A 15,674-nucleotide genomic window follows, 5' to 3' on the forward strand; every position below is an offset into this window, starting at 1 on the left:
GCACGCCGACGTGTGCGTCATCGGTTGCAAGGACCCGGCCGTGCTGAGCGCGCTCGACGGCGCGGGAGACCGTACGATCATCGACCTCGTCCGCCTTCCCGACGCCGAGGCGCGCCGGGCACATCCTGGATACGTGGGCCTTGGCTGGTAAAGCACTCATCCTCGTCGAGAACCTCTCCGTGCCGTTCGACCGGCGGGTGTGGCAGGAAAGCACCACACTGCGCGACGCCGGCTGGGACGTGCACGTCATCTGCCCCCAGGGCACCAGACGCGACACCGAGCCGCGCGTCGAGATAGACGGGGTGAAGATCTACCGATATCCGCTGCGGGCGGCGACCGGCGGCCCGCTCGGCTACCTGCAGGAGTACGGCTCGGCGCTGTGGCACACCTTCCGGCTCGCCCGGCGTGTCGGGCGGGTCGACGTCGTGCACGCCTGCAACCCGCCGGACCTGCTGTTCCTCGTGGCGAGGATGCTCAAGCGGCGCGGCGCGCGGTTCGTGTTCGACCAGCACGACCTGGTGCCCGAGCTCTACCTGTCCCGCTTCGACCGCGGCAAGGACTTCCTCTACCGGGCCGTGTGCCGGCTCGAACGGCTCACCTACCGGGCGGCCGACGTGGTCATCGCGACCAACGAGAGCTACCGCGAGGTCGCGATCACCCGGGGCGGCAAGCGGCCCGAGAAGGTGTTCGTGGTGCGCAGCGCGCCGGCGGTCGAGCGCTTCCACCAGGTCCCCGTGGAGGAGGGGCTCAGGCGCGGGAAGCCGCACCTGCTGTGCTACCTCGGCGTGATGGGCCCGCAGGACGGTGTGGACTACGCCCTGCGGTCGCTGGCCAAGCTCCGCGACGACCTGGGCCGCACCGACTGGCACGCGGTGTTCGTCGGCGCCGGCGACACCTTCGAGGACATGATCGCTCTCTCCCGCGAGCTGGGCCTTGCGGACTCCGTCGAGTTCACCGGCCGGATCCCGGACGAGGACCTGCTGCGCTACCTGTCCGCGGCGGACGTGTGCCTCGCGCCGGACCCGCTCAACCCGCTCAACGACGTGTCCACCATGAACAAGATCATGGAGTACATGGCGATGGGCCGCCCGGTCGTCTCCTTCGACCTCCGGGAGGCGAGGGTCTCGGCCGGGGACGCCGCCGTCTACGCGCCGGCCAACGACGAGTCGGAGTTCGCCAAGCTGGTCGCCCGGCTGCTCGACGATCCGCAGGAGCGGCACCGGATGGGCGAGATCGGCAGGGCCCGGGTCACCGGCCCGCTGTCCTGGGAACGCTCCAGGGTCGCGCTCCTGGCCGCCTACGAGGCCGCCCGTTCCTGAGACCTGAGTGACAAGCGCCTGTTCCTTGGCGCCGAGTGAGAAAGGGACCACCGCCATGAGCATGCTCATCGAGACCATGTCCACCGCGGAGGCCGCCTCCCTGGTGGAGGGCTGCGTCGACGCGGGCACGGCAGCCGTGACCGGGCTGCTGGAGGGGGTGCGGCGGTCCTACGCGTGGTTACGCCGCAGCAGCGTCCAGCTCCTGTTCGAGCGCCGGTACGGCGTGCGGACCGCGGAGGTCGTGAGCCTCGACGAGTTCGGGCTCGGCCACCAGGAGCGGGTCTACTATTCGGCGGCGAACTGGCAGACCCTGCGGCGCACGCTGCCCCTGCGCGACGTCGGCGAGCACGACGTGTTCATCGACCTCGGCTCCGGCATGGGCCGCATGGTGCTGGAGGCGGCGTCGCGATACCCGTTCCGGAAGGTGATCGGCGTCGAGCTGTCCGAGCAGCTCAACGACATCGCCCGGGAGAACATCGCCAACACCCGCCTCCGCCTGCGCTGCGCGGACATCGACCTCGTCCGGTCCGATGTCCTCGAATACGAGATCCCCGACGACGTCAGCGTGGTGTTCCTCAACAACCCCTTCCGGGGCGAGATCTTCGCGGCCGCGATCGAGAAGCTGCTCGCGACCGTGGACCGGAACCCGCGCCCGGTCACGGTGATCTACTTCAACCCGGTCGAGGAGGCGTTCCTGCTGGGCACCGGCCGTTTCCGCCACCTCCGGACGGTGACCCGGGGCCGGAGGGCCCCGGAGGACGACAGCCCGTTCGGCACGGTCCGGGTGTATGCGATCACCGAGCGGGCCGGTGCCTGACCGTACCGACCGCACAGCAGCCCGTACGGCCGGCCGTACCGAGCGCACGGCCACCGCTACGCCCGGCGGGACCGCCCGCACGGCCGCCACTATGCCCGGCGGAACCGCCCGCACGGGCGGCGCCGACCGCGTGGGCGGTGCGGCGGGTCCGGGCGGGTCATCCGCCCGGCTGCGCCCGGCTGCCGGCGTCCGTGCCCCACTGGACCTGGCCACCGCGCCGAGCCCGCACCCGGGTCAGTGCCCGGTCCATGAGCAGGACGGTGAGATAGCAGACCGCGTCGGACGGGCTCACCTTCCGCCCCGCCACCAGGGCGCCCAGGGAGCTCAGCCGCAGGCGGCCCTCGGCGGCGGACCGGCCCAGCTCGGCGAGCTGCCGGTTGCCCAGGCGCACCCGCACCCGCCGGTTCAGGTGCGCCGAGACGGTTCTCGCCGGGCGGACCAGCGACCGGGCCTCGGGCACCACCACCCGCTCGTGGGGCGCGAAGCTGCCGTGCACCCAGCCGTCGTCGGAGATCACATCCGGCAGGGGGAAGACCCTGGCGTGCCCCCGCTCGGTGAGAACGTAGACGCCGACCCCCGCCAGTGCCCGGAACGGCGCGATCAGCTGGTCGTGCACCCGGTGCATGCGCCGGGCGATCCAGCCGACCCCGTCCAGGTCCAGTACCGGGACCGGGGCGCAGGCGAGCACGCCGGGCCGGCCGGCGGCGGCCGCGAGGGCGCGCACCGACTCCGCGCTCAGCTCGACGTCGGCGTCGAGATACACGCGGGGGAAGGTCCGGCAGACCTCGTCGCCGAGCCTCAGGGCGTTGGCCTTGCCCGGGACCGGCGTCTCCACGACCCGCACACCGGCCCGCCTGGCGACCTCCGCCGTGCGGTCGGAGCACGCGTTCGCGACCACCACCACGTCGAACTCGCCCGGCGCCGTCCCCGCGAGCAGCCGCCGCAGGCCGGCCGCGACGACGGCCTCCTCGTTGTGCGCGGGCACGACGACGCTGACAACCGGCCACCGCTCGCCGGACCGTCCGGGGTCCGGCGGAACGTCCTCATCCGCAGCGTCGTTCACCGCAACGCCTCCCGCTCGCCTCTGCCGACTCGCCTCTGAGAAAAGGATGACCCGATGAGAGTAGAACGGACCAAAATCGACGGGGTGCTGTTGTTCATTCCGACGCCACACCGTGACGACCGGGGGCTGTTCACCAGGACCTTCGACAAGGCCGTCGCCGAGGAGGCCGGGCTGGACCCCGCGGCGTTCGTCCAGGACAGCCAGTCGCGCTCGCGGCAGGGGACGGTCCGCGGGATGCACGGCCGTTCCGGCCGGGGCGAGGCCAAGCTGGTGCGCTGCGCGCGCGGAGCGGTGCAGGACGTGCTCGTCGACGCCCGTCCCGGCTCGCCCACCTTCGGCGAGCAGACCTCCGTGCTGCTGGACGACGAGACGTTCGTCACCCTCTACGTGCCCCCCGGGCTGCTGCACGGTTTCCAGGCCCTGACCGAGCAGACCGACGTCTGCTACCGCATCGACCGGGAGCACGACCCGGCCGAAGACCTCTCCGTCCGCTACGACGACCCCGAGCTGCGGATCCACTGGCCGCTCCCGGTGACGGCGATCAGCGGACGGGATCTTTCTGCCGGATCATGGGCACAGCTGCGGGACCGGCTCCGCGGTCCGGACGCGATGGAGTGAACGACAATGCGATGGGTGAGTCTGGCCGCCGCCGTCTCAGCGATCACCGTGATGTCCCTGGCGGGATGCACCTCCTCGGCCGAGAGCCCGCCGGGCAGGCCCACCGGCACCCCGATCGAGCCCACGGCCGCCTCCCGCTGCCCCGAGTATCCGACCCCGGCCTGCACCGGCGTGCCGCCCGGCACCAGGCTGACCGCGCTGGCCCTCAACGAGGACGGCGCCGCCTACCGGGTCAGGACTCCCGGAACGGTGCTGGACGGCGTGCACATCCCGGGCGACCTGCTGATCCACGCCGCCGACGTCACGGTCAGGAACAGCCGGATCGACGGGCTCGTCATCAACGCGGACGGCCCCAAGACCTACCGCTTCACCATCACCGACTCGACCATCGGACCCGCCAAGGGCTGCCAGACCCTGCCCGGCATCGGACAGGACAAATACACCGCCCTGCGCGTGCACGTCCGGGGTCACGGCGACGGCTTCCGCGCCTCCGGCGACGACGTCGTCATCCGCGACTCCTACGCCGCCCTGTGCTCCAACCCGGGCGACCATTCCGACGGCATCCAGACCTACGACACCGGCAAGGGCCTGATCTTCGACCACAACACCATCGACCAGCGCGGCGCCAAGGACGTCACCGCACCGATCTTCCTCGTGGACAAGCAGATCGTCGACGCGGTCATCACCAATAATCTGATCATGGGCGGCACCTACAGCATCCAGCTACGGAACGGGCGCGGAAAACTGATCATGCGCGGCAACAAACTGGTCGACAAGTCCTGGGTTTACGGTCCGGTCGATTCGGAATGCAAGGCGATCGACTGGGCCGACAACTCGCTGGTGACGATCGATCAGAACTACCGCGTCACCTCGACCGTCGGCCCGCTGAGCTGCGCGGGGTGACCTTCATACCGGCTTTTCCGCATTGTTGGCGCATCATCGGAGATGCCTGTCGCACTTGAGAGGGCGAGTAAACGACATAGTCCGACAATCGTCATTGAAAACTCTTATAGCCAATACCCGCAAAACTGATGCGTATCTATGACCTCAACCGCAACAATGGCCTCTGCGCGAGGACCAAACGGACACATTGTCGAGCCGACCGCAGATCGGCGCGGAGGTCAGAGAGATGACCAGTACACGCCCCCCACGCCGGGGTGGAGCCAGCGAAGGCGGACCACCCCGCCGCCGGCGGACGCAACCGGGGCTGGCGGCAGTCCTGGGTGTGGCCCTCGTGGCGGCGGCCGTCCCGGCTGTCTGGTTCCTCACCCGTGACGGCGCCACCGTGGAGCAGACGGCCGCGGAGCGGCCCGCGCCCGCCGCCAGGCCGTACAAGCCCAAGGAGACGAGCTTCTGGTCGACCGACACGCGGGTGAAGGCATCACCCCGTGCGGACCGCACACCCGTCGAGCTGGGCATGCGCTTCACCGCGGCCCACAGCGGCTGGGTGACGGGGGTCCGGTTCTACAAGGCCCGCGGCGACAAGGGCAAGCACACCGGGAGCCTGTGGAGCGCGGGCGGCAAGCGGCTGGCGCGCGTCACGTTCGCCGGAGAGAGCGCCGCGGGCTGGCAGGAGGCCCGCTTCGCCTCGCCGGTCCAGCTCAAGGCCAAGCAGGTCTACACGGTCTCCTACCACAGCGCGGGCGGCAACTACGTCGGTAGCACGGGCTTCGACTCCGCCCGCTCCGGCCCGCTGACCACGGCCTCCCGCAACGCGGGAGTCTTCGGGTACGGCACGAGCGCCTTCCCGCGCCGGTGGAACCCCAAGGGTTACAACTACTGGGTGGACGTCATCTTCAAATGGCGCGACCGCTCTCCGGCACCCGGGACCACGCAGTCGCCCCAGCCGTCGCAGCCGACGGCACCGGAGCGGACACCGGCCGACACGCCCACTCCGGGCGTCACCTCCTCCGGCACCGACCAGACTCCCGGCACGGGTCCGAGCGAGACGGACGGCACGGGCCCCAGCCCGAGCGCGAGCGGCGAGAGCACCCCGACCCCGAGCACGAGCGACAGCACGGATCCCAGCCCGAGCGCGAGCGACAGCACCGGTCCCAGCCCGAGCGCGAGCACCACCGAGCCGGGCACGCCGACGCCGACCTCGACCCCGGAGCAGACGCCGACCCCGAAGGTGACACCGACCTCGACCCCGAAGGTGACACCGACCTCGACTCCAAAGGTGACACCGACCCCGAAGGTGACGCCGACGCTGACCGCGGGGCCGACGCTGACTCCCGACCCGGGTAACGGCGGTTGCGCGGCCCACCCGACCCCGGCCTGCACCGGCGTGCCGCCCGGCACCACGCTGACCGCGATGACCCTCAACGAGGACGGCGCCGCCTACCGGGTCACCAAGCCCGGCGCCGTGCTGAACGGCGTGCACATCCGGGGTGACCTGCTGATCCACGCCGAGGGCGTGACCATCAAGAACAGCCGGATCGACGGGGGCGTCATCAACGCCGACGGCCCCAGGACCTACCGCTTCACCATCACCGACTCGACCATCGGACCCGCCAAGGGCTGCCAGACCCTGCCCGGCATCGGACAGGACAAATACACCGCCCTGCGCGTGCACATCCGCGGCCACGGCGACGGCTTCCGCGCCTCCGGCGACGACATCGTCATCCGCGACTCCTACGCCGCCCTGTGCTCCAACCCCGGCGACCACTCCGACGGCATCCAGACCTACGACACCGGCAAGGGCCTGATCTTCGACCACAACACCATCGACCAGCGCGGCGCCAAGGACGTTACCGCACCGATCTTCCTGGTCGACGACCAGATCGTCGACGCCACCGTCACCGACAACCTCGTGATGGGCGGCACCTACAGCATCCAGCTGAAGAACGCACACGGAAAGCTGGTCATGCGCGGCAACAAGCTGGTCGACAAGTCCTGGCTCTTCGGGCCGGTCGAGGCCGACTGCAGGTCCATCGACTGGGCCGACAACTCACTGGTGACGATCGACCAGAACTACCGGATCACCTCGACCGTCGGCCCGCTGAAGTGTGAAGGCTGAGCCGATGAAGGCTTGGCCGATGAAGGCTGAGCTGTGAGGGCTGAGCTGTGAGGGCTGAGCTCTGAGGGCTGAGCTCTGAGGGCTGAGTTCGAAGTGTGAAGCCGAGGGTGCGGGCGGTCAGGCTCCGGTCTGACCGCCCGTGCCACCGGATCCGCGCAACAGCTCCATGGTGGTGCGGACGCGCCAGGACGGCCAGGACGCGCCGGGGGCGCGGGGACGGACCGCGGCCGACTCGGTGACGCTGCGCAGCAGCGACCCCGCGGCACCGATCAGCAGGAACGCCAGCCCGGTGACGATGGCGAAGGACAGCAGGTCGAAGGTCGCCGCCCCGATCAGCGGGACCACCATGCAGGCGGCCAGGGTGAGACCCAGGTCGCGAGTGCCGGGGTCGTTGCTCAGGTGGCGCGCCCGGAGCCCCGCGTACATCGCGCACACGAACATCCCGACGATCGCCCCGATACCGATCAGGCCGGTCTCCACCGTGGACAGGATGTACTGGTTGTCGAAGACCTGATGTTTCGGGGCGTACCACGTGCCCGCTCCACGGCCCAGCCACAGGTGCTTGGCGATCTCGTGGGCGGCGACCTCGTAGTCGTGGGTGCGGTAGCGGATGCTGTCGTCGTTGCCGAAGTTCGCGAACAGGCCGTAGAACGTGCCCAGCAGCCCCGGAACCATGATCCTCATCAGGACCAGGAAGACGGCGACGACTCCCAGGGCGTGCAGCCGCCGCCGGGCGGGCCAGCCGAGGAACAGGATGGCACCGACGCCGGCCAGCCCGAGCACCGCGGACCGCGAGACCGAGAACATCAGGCCCATCCCGATCAGCCCGGAGCACACCCACCACCGCAGGGCGGGCTCGGCCCGTTCGCCGGCCTGGAACCCGTAGTGGACGGCGATCGGCAGGAGCATCGCGCACACGACGCCGAACTCGATGGGATGGCCGGTCGTCCCGGCGACCCGGCGGAAGTCGGAGCGCGCGGTGATGAACCCGTCCTCGGAGGTGTAGCGGAGGCCGGGGATCTGCATGTATTGGGTGAGGTCGAGGTCGAACAGGAACTGGCAGGCGCCGATCACCGCGATGACCGAGCCGGCCACCACGAGGGCCTGGAGCACGAAGTCGAGGCGTGCGACGCCGCGGACCCCGTCGCACATCATGAGCGCGATCCCGGCGTTGGCCACCAGCAGGACCAGGGCGTGGTCGGCGAGGTTGAGCTCGTCGGACGGCATGTAGCCGTAGGTGGCGTAGCCGTAGGTGGCCAGCATCGCGGTCAGGAAGACGAACAGCGCGGTGCGCACCGGGTTGCGCCCCTTGGCCATCCCCAGCGTGAGGGTGAGGTGCGCGCACAGCCACAGCAGGGCCGCGGCGAGGGCGATGAGGCTGGCCGGCGTGATCGACAGGGGCAGCGCCCGGAAGACCATGCGAGCCGGGACGATCAGCAGGGTCACGGCGAAGATCCCGGCCAGGGTCGCGCCGTCGGCACGCCGGCGGGCCGGCAGGACGAGTTTGGCCACCATGGGTCAGTGCCTCGCAACCGGGCCGTCGGCGGGCGACCGGCCGTTGAGAGCGGCTCTGACCGGCGTGGGATCCGCCTCCGGGAACGCGCCGGCGTGGTCCGGGATGCCGCTCTGGCCGCGGAGCCTGCGCCTGTGGAAGAAGCTCTCGGCCATGAACGTGGCGCACAGGCTCGCCACGACGCCCACGCCCGCGGCCGCCGCGACGGCGCGCAGCTTCCGGCCCCGCTGCGCCATCGGGGTGGTCGGCGGCACCGCCTCGTAGGTGGTGATGTAGGTCGCTATGGGGGCCCGCACCACCTTCTGCCGGTGGTCCAGTTCGGCCTTCGCCCGCACGATGACCCGCTTGACGATGTCCTGCGCGCCGGCCGCCGAGGACGCCTCGCCCTCGATGAACAGGAACGGTCCAGTGGCGAGTGACTCAAGGTTGTTGCCGCCGTTGGTGACCTTGAAGCCGAAGTCTCCGCCGTCCGTCACGCCGAGTTCGGCCGCCATGTCCGAGGTCCCCATCGCCGCGATGAGGATCGAGGCCGAGATGCTCAGCCCGTGGTCGAAGTTGAGCATGGGGTTGGTCAGGCCGTTGGGGATGTCGGGGTTGGTCGGCAGGCTCCCGCCGGTGGTCGGCGTGGTCAGGATGAGGACGGCGCTGGAGGTGTAGGTCGTCGGGATCGTCGAGTAGATGCCACCGGCGGCGGTCAGCGACAGCGCGAATATCGGCAGGAAGATGTACCAGCGGCGGAAAACGACAAGGACCGTTCCCCAGAAGTCCATGCGCGCTTCCTCCCCGAACCCGACGGCGGGCGACCGCACAGAAGCCCGCTAATGGTCATCGCCCGGACCGGGGCGAGGCGTTACTCGGAATTGGAACGGGCCCGAGGTTGCGCTGAACGCCCGCCGTAACGGAGCAATTGATGTGACGATACTGATTGGGGGTGTTTCATGACCACTGATCCCGCATGACTGGAGCCCACCGTCCATGACCGAGCTGGCCGTCATCACCCCGAGCCACGGGCCCGACGCGGAGCTGTTCGCCGATCTGCACCGGTCGGTTCTGGAATACACCTCGGACGAGACCGTGCACCACGTGATCATCTCTCCGGTCTGGAAGAGCGTCTTCGCCAAGTACGCCGGGCCGCGCTGCCGTATATGGACCTACGGGGAGCTCCTTCCGAAGCGCTACTTCCGCCTGGCCCCCTACCACCTGTGGGCAAACTCCCGCAGGCCGTGGCCCCCGGTCCGGGGCTGGGTCATGCAGCAGACGCTCAAGATCGCCCTTGCCGGCCGGCTCGACGCGGACGCCGTGATGATCGCCGACTCCGACGTGGTGCTGGTCCGCCCGACGACCGCGGAGAGCTTCACCGCCGACGGGCGGCTGTGCCTGCACCGGGAGGAGAAGGGGGTGACCGCGGACATGGAGCGGCACGTCCTGTGGCACCAGGTCTCCCGCGAGCTGCTCGGTCTCCCCCCGGCGCCGCCGCCTCCGCTGACCGACTACGTGACCGCTCTGAACTTCTGGACCCCGGCCACCGTCCGCGCCATGCAGCGGCGGGTGAGCGAGACCACCGGGCGGGACTGGCTGGACGCCTTCAACTCCCGCCTGCACATCTCGGAGTTCATGCTCTACGGCGTGTTCGTCGACGAGGTCCTGGGCGAGGACACGCCGCCCCCGCCCTCCAACACCACGATCTGCCACAAGAACTGGCAGCGGACCCCGCTGGACCGCGAGGGGGCCATCGCGTTCGCCGACCGGCTGGGCCCCGAGGCGGTGGCGATGATGATCTCGGCGAAGTCGGAGACCCCGGCGGACGCGCGGCGGGCCGCCATCGAGCGGTGCGCTCAGATCACCGGATGACCGTGGGCCGCCCGCCGGGCGGCCACGGACAGGGCGCCGCGGACCCGCTCACTTCTCGCGTCCCCCGATGACCATGGGCCGCCCGCCGGGCGGCCACGGGCAGGGCGCCGCGGACCCGCTCACTTCTCGTGGTCGTCGCGGCCGCTGGCCCGCATGAACACGATGGTGTCGCCGGCCTCGTCGTCCCGGTGCGCGAACGGCTCGTTCTCGATCAGGACGACGAGCGGCTCGGAGTCGTCTTGGAACGGTCCTTCGGCGGACTCCCGCACATCCGTGCGCGGGTAGACGGTCAAGGGGGTGTCGACGGGGTCGGGGACGGAGAGCGCGGCCGCCCCCGGCCCGCCACGCCCGCCCCCGGGAGCCGGCGCGGGCGCGGGATCGGCGGAGCGCCCTCCCCTGCGCATCTGGGTCGCGGCGTAGGCGATGGTGATGCCGGCCAGGAGCACGAGGAACAGGGTCCCGCCGGCGGCCGTCAGCTTCCCCGAGAGCTTGGCCTCGGGGGTGGAGGAGGGCACCACGTCGACGATCGATATGAAGGTGGAGCGCGGGGCCTTGAGCGCCTGCTGGCGGTTGGCCAGCTCCCGGCGGACGCGCTGCTTGGCCTTGAGCACCACGTCCTGGGCGGTGGCGGCGGACCTGCTCTGGACCTCCACGTAGACGAACGGGCCGTTCGTGCTGATGCCCAGCAGGTTCGGGTTGGTGCGGCCGTCGTTGATCGTGATCTCGGTGGTGCCGTCCTTCACCACGCCCAGCTCGGCGGCGACCTCGGGGGCGTTCATGGAGAGGATGAGGATGCCGGCCGTGACCCGCAGACCGTCGCTGAACTGAAGCAACGGGTTCGTCAGCCCGAGCGGCTTGGTCGGGTCGGACGGGAGCGTTCCACCGGTCGCGGGGGTCGTCAGCACCATGGACGCGGTCGACACATAGGAGGTGGGCATCAGGAAGAAGACCAGGGTCGCCGCGGCGAGCGCGAGTGCGGCCAGGGGAGGGCCGATAGTTCTACGCTTGACGAGCCCGAATATGGCCTTCCAGAAGTCCATATTTCTCCGCCCCTAATTTATGACGGGGCACCGCAACCCCCCGAGACATACGACCAACTACCCATCGGCGAGCGCGGACCTCCCGTTACAGCGGCCGGACACCGGGCAGGCCACGTCGCATTCCCTCATCGGATGTTACGTCTGGTGACGATACAGCGATAGACCCGTCGATAGGCCAAAAAGGGGGAGATGCGAGTGCCCCCATCACCTCAAGATGGGGGTTTATCGGATGAAATCACCCGAAAGGGATGTTCGGGATGGTCCGGCCGGCGATCAGGGGCGGGCGACCGGAGACTCCGGCGGGCCGGTCGGGCGGGCGGCCGGAGAGCGCGGCAGGCTGGCGGGGCTGGACGGGATCCGCGGCGTCGCGGCCCTGTTCGTCATGGTGCACCACTGCTGGTTGATGGCCTTCCCCGGATACCCGGCCGACACCGGCCCGGGCTGGCTCGGCTGGCTGCTCTACGGGCACATCGCGGTGGTGGTGTTCATCGTCCTGTCGGGCTTCTCGCTCGCGGTCTCCCCCGCGCGGTCAGGATGGCGGCTGGGCGGCATGGGCCGGTTCGCCCAGCGCCGCGCCTGGCGCATCCTGCCGCCCTACTGGGCCGCGCTGGCGTTCAGCCTGGTGATCGCCTGGACCCTGGTCCCCCAGCCGGGAGAGGGACCGCCCACCGCCAAGTCGGTGGTCGTCTACGGCCTGCTGCTGCAGGACCTCTTCGGCGCGCCGAGTCCCAACGGGGCCTTCTGGTCCATCGCCATCGAGGCCCAGCTCTACCTCGTCTTCCCGCTGCTGCTGCTGGTCCTGCGCAGGGCGGGCGCGGCCGTGATGCTCGGCGCCGTCACCGTGATCGTGGTGGCGATCGGCCTGCTCGCGCCCGCCGTGCCGGCCGTGGACATGCTGATGCGGCTGACGCCCCAGTTCGCCGTGCTGTTCGCGGTGGGCGTGGTCGCCGCGGGCGTCATCGCCGCGGGCGACCGCCTGCGGCGGCGGCCCTGGCACTGGCTGGCGCTGCTCGCCGCCGTCCCGGTGCTCGCGGTGATCGTCGTGCGGGGCTCGGTCTGGACGGTGGGGAACTACTTCTGGATCGACATCGCGCTCGGTCCCGCGGTCGGCCTGCTGCTGGCCGCGGTGGCGACGGGCCGTCCGGCCTCCCTGGTCCGGCTGCTGGACCTGCGGCCGTTCCGGAGCCTGGGTTCCTTCTCCTACACGCTCTACCTGATCCACGCCCCGATCGTCGTGGCGATCTACCAGCTGGTCGTCGCGCCGAACGTGCCCGGGGGCCTGCCCGCGTTCCTGACCGCGCTCGTGCTGGCCGTACCGGTGGCCCTGCTGGCGGCCCGGACGTTCGCGTCGCTCTTCGAGCTCCCCTTCCAGCGGCACCGCAGCTGGCCCGCGCTGCGCGAGGCGGCACGGGCCAGACTGTCACGGATGCGCGCGGCCGTACGTCCCGCGCCGTAGGCGGCGGGCGGGGCCGTCAGCTCACCCGCGCCAGCGCCTCGGCCTCGTACTCCAGCGCCAGCTCCTCCGGCATCGGGTCGAGGTCGGTGCAGCGCACGAAGTCGCGCAGGGTCGTGCCGGTGCACGCCGCGTCCACGTTGGCCGCGCCCCGGCGCGCCCGCACGTCGTCGATGTTCACGGTCCGGAAGTCGATGCTGAAGCGGGTCCTGCCCGAGGTGTTGGGGACCGTCGAGTGCAGCTGCGCGCCGGAGAACAGCATCACCCCGCCCGGCTCGGGCACCACCCGCACCTGCGGGTCGAGCTCGACCGGCTCCTCGGGCCTCGGCTGCTCCCTGGTGTCGCTGCGCACGTGCTGGGCCGCGCTGAGCCGGCTGGTCCGGTTCCACTCGGCGTAGTCGTAGCGCGCGCTCCCGTTGCGCACGGGGCGGTCGAAATACTTCGGGTGGAAGGCCATCACGTTCTCCGGCACCACCGGATAGATCGGGATCCACCAGTTGAGCTGGTTGAACGGCGCGGAGTACCAGCAGTCGCGGTGCGGGTGGAAGGCGTAGGAGATCCCGGAGGTGAGGTAGTCGTTGGAGGTGGAGGTGCGCAGCCGGGGGACGTCGAAGTAGGTCCGGTCGAGCGGGCAGCCGAGATCCGCGAGGACGGCCGGCAGCAGCTCCTTGCACCGGGGGTGATGGATGAACCTCGGCTTGAGCCCGGCGAGCAGCGCCGCGAACTCCTCGACCGGCATGTCGAACTGCGCGGTCTCCGGGTCACGGCCGCCGAACGCCTCGCTGATCAGCTGATGGGCGAGGCCGACGAGCTCCTTGGAGGCCGGTGTCGCGGAGTAGGTGAACACCTTCCCCTCGTAGAGCAGGCCGCGCCGGGTGTCGTCGTCCACCACGCTGTTGGAAAAGACGGTGGTCATCCTGAACGCTCTCCTTGTTCACGACTTGTTCACGACTGATGCGACTGATGCGGTCGTGCGCCGGGCACGCGCACGGTGGTTCATGATCAGCTTCTGCCCGACGGGCGCCCGGCGGCCCGGCCGGGCAGGAGCAGCCCGGTGCCCAGCCGCACGAGCTTGCGGCTGCGATGCGACACCGTCCGCCACTGGCGGCGGGCGTACATCCGGTGCGCGGCGGCGTACGCGCGGCGGCGCTGCTCCTCGGTGAGGGGGGCCTCGCCCAGCCAGCGCAGGATCTCGCGGTACTGCAGGGTCGAGGAGAAACGCGCCTGCCAGGCGGGCACGCCGAGGCGGCGTCCGACCACCCCGATGCGTTCGTGCTTCCAGTTACGGTGGGCCAGCACCTCGGGCACGTGGCCCCACGGCCCGGCCAGCGCGAGCTTCGCCGCGAAGACCTCGTCCTCACGGAGCATGTTGCGCCGGGGGATGCCGACCACGGAGGCCCGGCGCATCAGGCCGTACAGGGGATCGATCAGCAGGTGGCTCTCGTTGAGCATGCGCAGCATCTCGGCGAACCGCTCGGCCGGGTCGTCGGACAGCAGGCCCCCGCCGTCGTAGACGCCGGTGCTGGTGGTGCCGTCGGGATCGGTGTAGGCCACCTGCGTGGTGACCAGGATGAGGCGCTCGTCCTGGGCGAAGGCGCTCAGGGAGCGGGAGACGCAGGCGGGGTCCAGCCGGTCGTCGTCGCCCACCCAGCGGAAGAACGTCCCCCGGGCGATCCGCCCCGCGTGCACGAAGTTGTTGAGCAGCCCCACGTTGTGCGGCTGCCGGTGGTAGACGACCCGGTCGTCGGAGCGCGCCAGCTCCCGGCAGAACTCCTCGGTGCCGTCGGTGGAGGCGTTGTCACAGATCACCAGCTCGATGTCCGTGTGGTCCTGCGCCAGGACCGACCGGACCACGCCGTCCAGCCTCTCGGCGCCGTTGCGCACCGGCAGTCCGATGGACACCAGGGTGTCGGAGTCAAGCATCCGGTTTCCTTCTCCAGTCAGCGAGAGCGTAAGGGGATCAGCTCGGTCACCCTGCCGCCCAGCTGCCTGAGCACCGCCTGCGGCACGACGACAAGGACGTAGGCGAGCAGCCCCGTGCCGCCCGCCACGCACAGTTGGACCAGCGGGACACCACGGGTGACCTGGGCCAGCGACAGCATGACGGCCACCGCGAGCACGCCGCCCAGCAGCGGGCGCACCAGGGCGGAGGCGACCGGGGCGAGGACCACTCCCGCCCGGTGCAGGGCCAGCGTCGCCAGCGGCAGGGCGACCAGGACGGCCACCACCGCGTGCCCGATCGCCGCGCCGCGGATGCCGTCCAGCCGCGCGCCGGCCGTCAGCACGGGCAGCAACGTCACGGCCCAGCCCAGGTTGAGCCAGACGGTGGACTTGGTCGCGCCGAGGGAGGCCAGGACGTCGAAGGCCAGGGCGGTCAGCATCCGCACGGCCATCACGATCGCCAGGAAACGCAGCACCTCGGCGGAGGGCGCCCAGCGCTCGCCGTACAGGAAGACCACCAGCGCGGGAGCGAGGGTGCCCATCATCACCGCGATCGGCAGCACGATGGACAGCAGCAGCGGGACCGCCCGCTGCACGCCCAGCGACAGCGACCGCGGATCCTCCTCCGCCAGCCGCGAGAAGCTGGGCAGGGCGACGTAGCGGACGGCGGTGCCGATCAGGCCGGGCACCCAGCTCGAGATGTTGAAGGCCAGCAGGTAGAGGCCGAGCAGGGTGGGCCCGAGGGCGTTGCCGACGATGACGGAGTCGGCGTTGAGCAGCACGCCCTCGATGCCGAGGCTCACGCACAGCGGGAGCCCGAAGGTCAGCAGCCGCCTGACGACCGCGCGGTCGAGGCCGATCCGGATCCGCAGCTTCGCGAAGGCGACCACCAGCACCCCGGTGACCACGGTGCCCATGAGCTGGCCCCAGGCGAAACTGAAGGCCCCGGCGCCCCCGGCGGCGAGCGTGATGGAGACCGTGGCGTTCACCAGGAAGCCCACCAGGTTGGCCTTGGTGAGCTTGTCCTGCTCGAACCTGCG

14 protein-coding genes are annotated in these 15,674 nt (G+C 70.6%); 7 read left to right on the forward strand and 7 right to left on the reverse strand.

Annotated features, from left to right (window positions below):
• Positions 1 to 140: 140 nt before the first annotated feature.
• Complete coding sequence (locus ACWDS7_RS37230; protein ID WP_306860248.1) at positions 141 to 1,319, forward strand: glycosyltransferase family 4 protein; 1,179 nt, start codon at positions 141 to 143, stop codon at positions 1,317 to 1,319.
• A gap of 55 nt (positions 1,320 to 1,374) precedes the next feature.
• Positions 1,375 to 2,136, forward strand: a complete 762-nt coding sequence (locus ACWDS7_RS37235; RefSeq protein ID WP_451933079.1) for a methyltransferase domain-containing protein — start codon at positions 1,375 to 1,377, stop codon at positions 2,134 to 2,136.
• 157 nt (positions 2,137 to 2,293) lie between these two features.
• Here the strand turns inward: ACWDS7_RS37235 and ACWDS7_RS37240 are convergent, their stop codons facing one another.
• Positions 2,294 to 3,199, reverse strand: coding sequence for a glycosyltransferase (locus ACWDS7_RS37240; protein ID WP_451933080.1), 906 nt, complete (start codon positions 3,197 to 3,199; stop codon positions 2,294 to 2,296).
• 54 nt (positions 3,200 to 3,253) lie between these two features.
• Between ACWDS7_RS37240 and ACWDS7_RS37245 the strand changes: the two genes are divergently transcribed.
• The 3 genes from ACWDS7_RS37245 (at position 3,254) to ACWDS7_RS37255 (ending at position 6,836) form a co-directional block, all read left to right on the forward strand.
• Entirely contained in the window at positions 3,254 to 3,817 is a 564-nt protein-coding gene (locus ACWDS7_RS37245) for a dTDP-4-dehydrorhamnose 3,5-epimerase family protein (RefSeq protein WP_306860253.1), read from the forward strand.
• Positions 3,818 to 3,823: 6 nt separating this feature from the next.
• Positions 3,824 to 4,720, forward strand: coding sequence for a hypothetical protein (locus tag ACWDS7_RS37250; RefSeq protein ID WP_451933081.1), 897 nt, complete (start codon positions 3,824 to 3,826; stop codon positions 4,718 to 4,720).
• Positions 4,721 to 5,042: 322 nt separating this feature from the next.
• Positions 5,043 to 6,836 (forward strand): DUF4082 domain-containing protein, encoded by a 1,794-nt coding sequence (locus tag ACWDS7_RS37255; protein WP_451933082.1) that lies wholly within the window; start codon positions 5,043 to 5,045, stop codon positions 6,834 to 6,836.
• 117 nt (positions 6,837 to 6,953) lie between these two features.
• On the opposite strand, the gene ACWDS7_RS37260 is transcribed toward ACWDS7_RS37255, so the two are convergent.
• The gene (locus ACWDS7_RS37260) at positions 6,954 to 8,351 is read right to left on the reverse strand and encodes an O-antigen ligase family protein (protein ID WP_451933083.1); all 1,398 of its coding nucleotides are present in this window, start codon (positions 8,349 to 8,351) and stop codon (positions 6,954 to 6,956) included.
• A 3-nt stretch (positions 8,352 to 8,354) separates the two neighbouring features.
• A complete protein-coding gene (locus ACWDS7_RS37265) occupies positions 8,355 to 9,119 on the reverse strand; it encodes a hypothetical protein (protein WP_451933084.1) in 765 nt (254 codons plus the stop codon).
• Positions 9,120 to 9,324: 205 nt separating this feature from the next.
• Here ACWDS7_RS37265 and ACWDS7_RS37270 point away from each other — a divergent pair, with 205 nt between their 5' ends.
• Positions 9,325 to 10,200, forward strand: a complete 876-nt coding sequence (locus ACWDS7_RS37270) for a DUF6492 family protein (protein WP_451933085.1) — start codon at positions 9,325 to 9,327, stop codon at positions 10,198 to 10,200.
• A gap of 119 nt (positions 10,201 to 10,319) precedes the next feature.
• Here the strand turns inward: ACWDS7_RS37270 and ACWDS7_RS37275 are convergent, their stop codons facing one another.
• Positions 10,320 to 11,240: a hypothetical protein gene (locus tag ACWDS7_RS37275; protein ID WP_451933086.1), complete on the reverse strand. Its 921-nt coding sequence runs from the start codon at positions 11,238 to 11,240 to the stop codon at positions 10,320 to 10,322.
• 229 nt (positions 11,241 to 11,469) lie between these two features.
• Between ACWDS7_RS37275 and ACWDS7_RS37280 the strand changes: the two genes are divergently transcribed.
• Positions 11,470 to 12,696, forward strand: a complete 1,227-nt coding sequence (locus ACWDS7_RS37280) for an acyltransferase family protein (RefSeq protein WP_451933087.1) — start codon at positions 11,470 to 11,472, stop codon at positions 12,694 to 12,696.
• 16 nt (positions 12,697 to 12,712) lie between these two features.
• On the opposite strand, the gene ACWDS7_RS37285 is transcribed toward ACWDS7_RS37280, so the two are convergent.
• The 3 genes from ACWDS7_RS37285 to ACWDS7_RS37295 all read right to left on the reverse strand — a co-directional run.
• Complete coding sequence (locus tag ACWDS7_RS37285) at positions 12,713 to 13,609, reverse strand: phytanoyl-CoA dioxygenase family protein (protein ID WP_306860270.1); 897 nt, start codon at positions 13,607 to 13,609, stop codon at positions 12,713 to 12,715.
• Positions 13,610 to 13,695: 86 nt separating this feature from the next.
• A complete protein-coding gene (locus tag ACWDS7_RS37290) occupies positions 13,696 to 14,616 on the reverse strand; it encodes a glycosyltransferase family 2 protein (RefSeq protein WP_306860272.1) in 921 nt (306 codons plus the stop codon).
• A 17-nt stretch (positions 14,617 to 14,633) separates the two neighbouring features.
• Positions 14,634 to 15,674, reverse strand: a 1,041-nt coding sequence (locus tag ACWDS7_RS37295) for an oligosaccharide flippase family protein (RefSeq protein WP_451933088.1), incomplete at its 5' end; no start/stop codon positions are given.

The sequence above is a fragment of the Streptosporangium sp. NPDC003464 genome, from assembly GCF_053588315.1.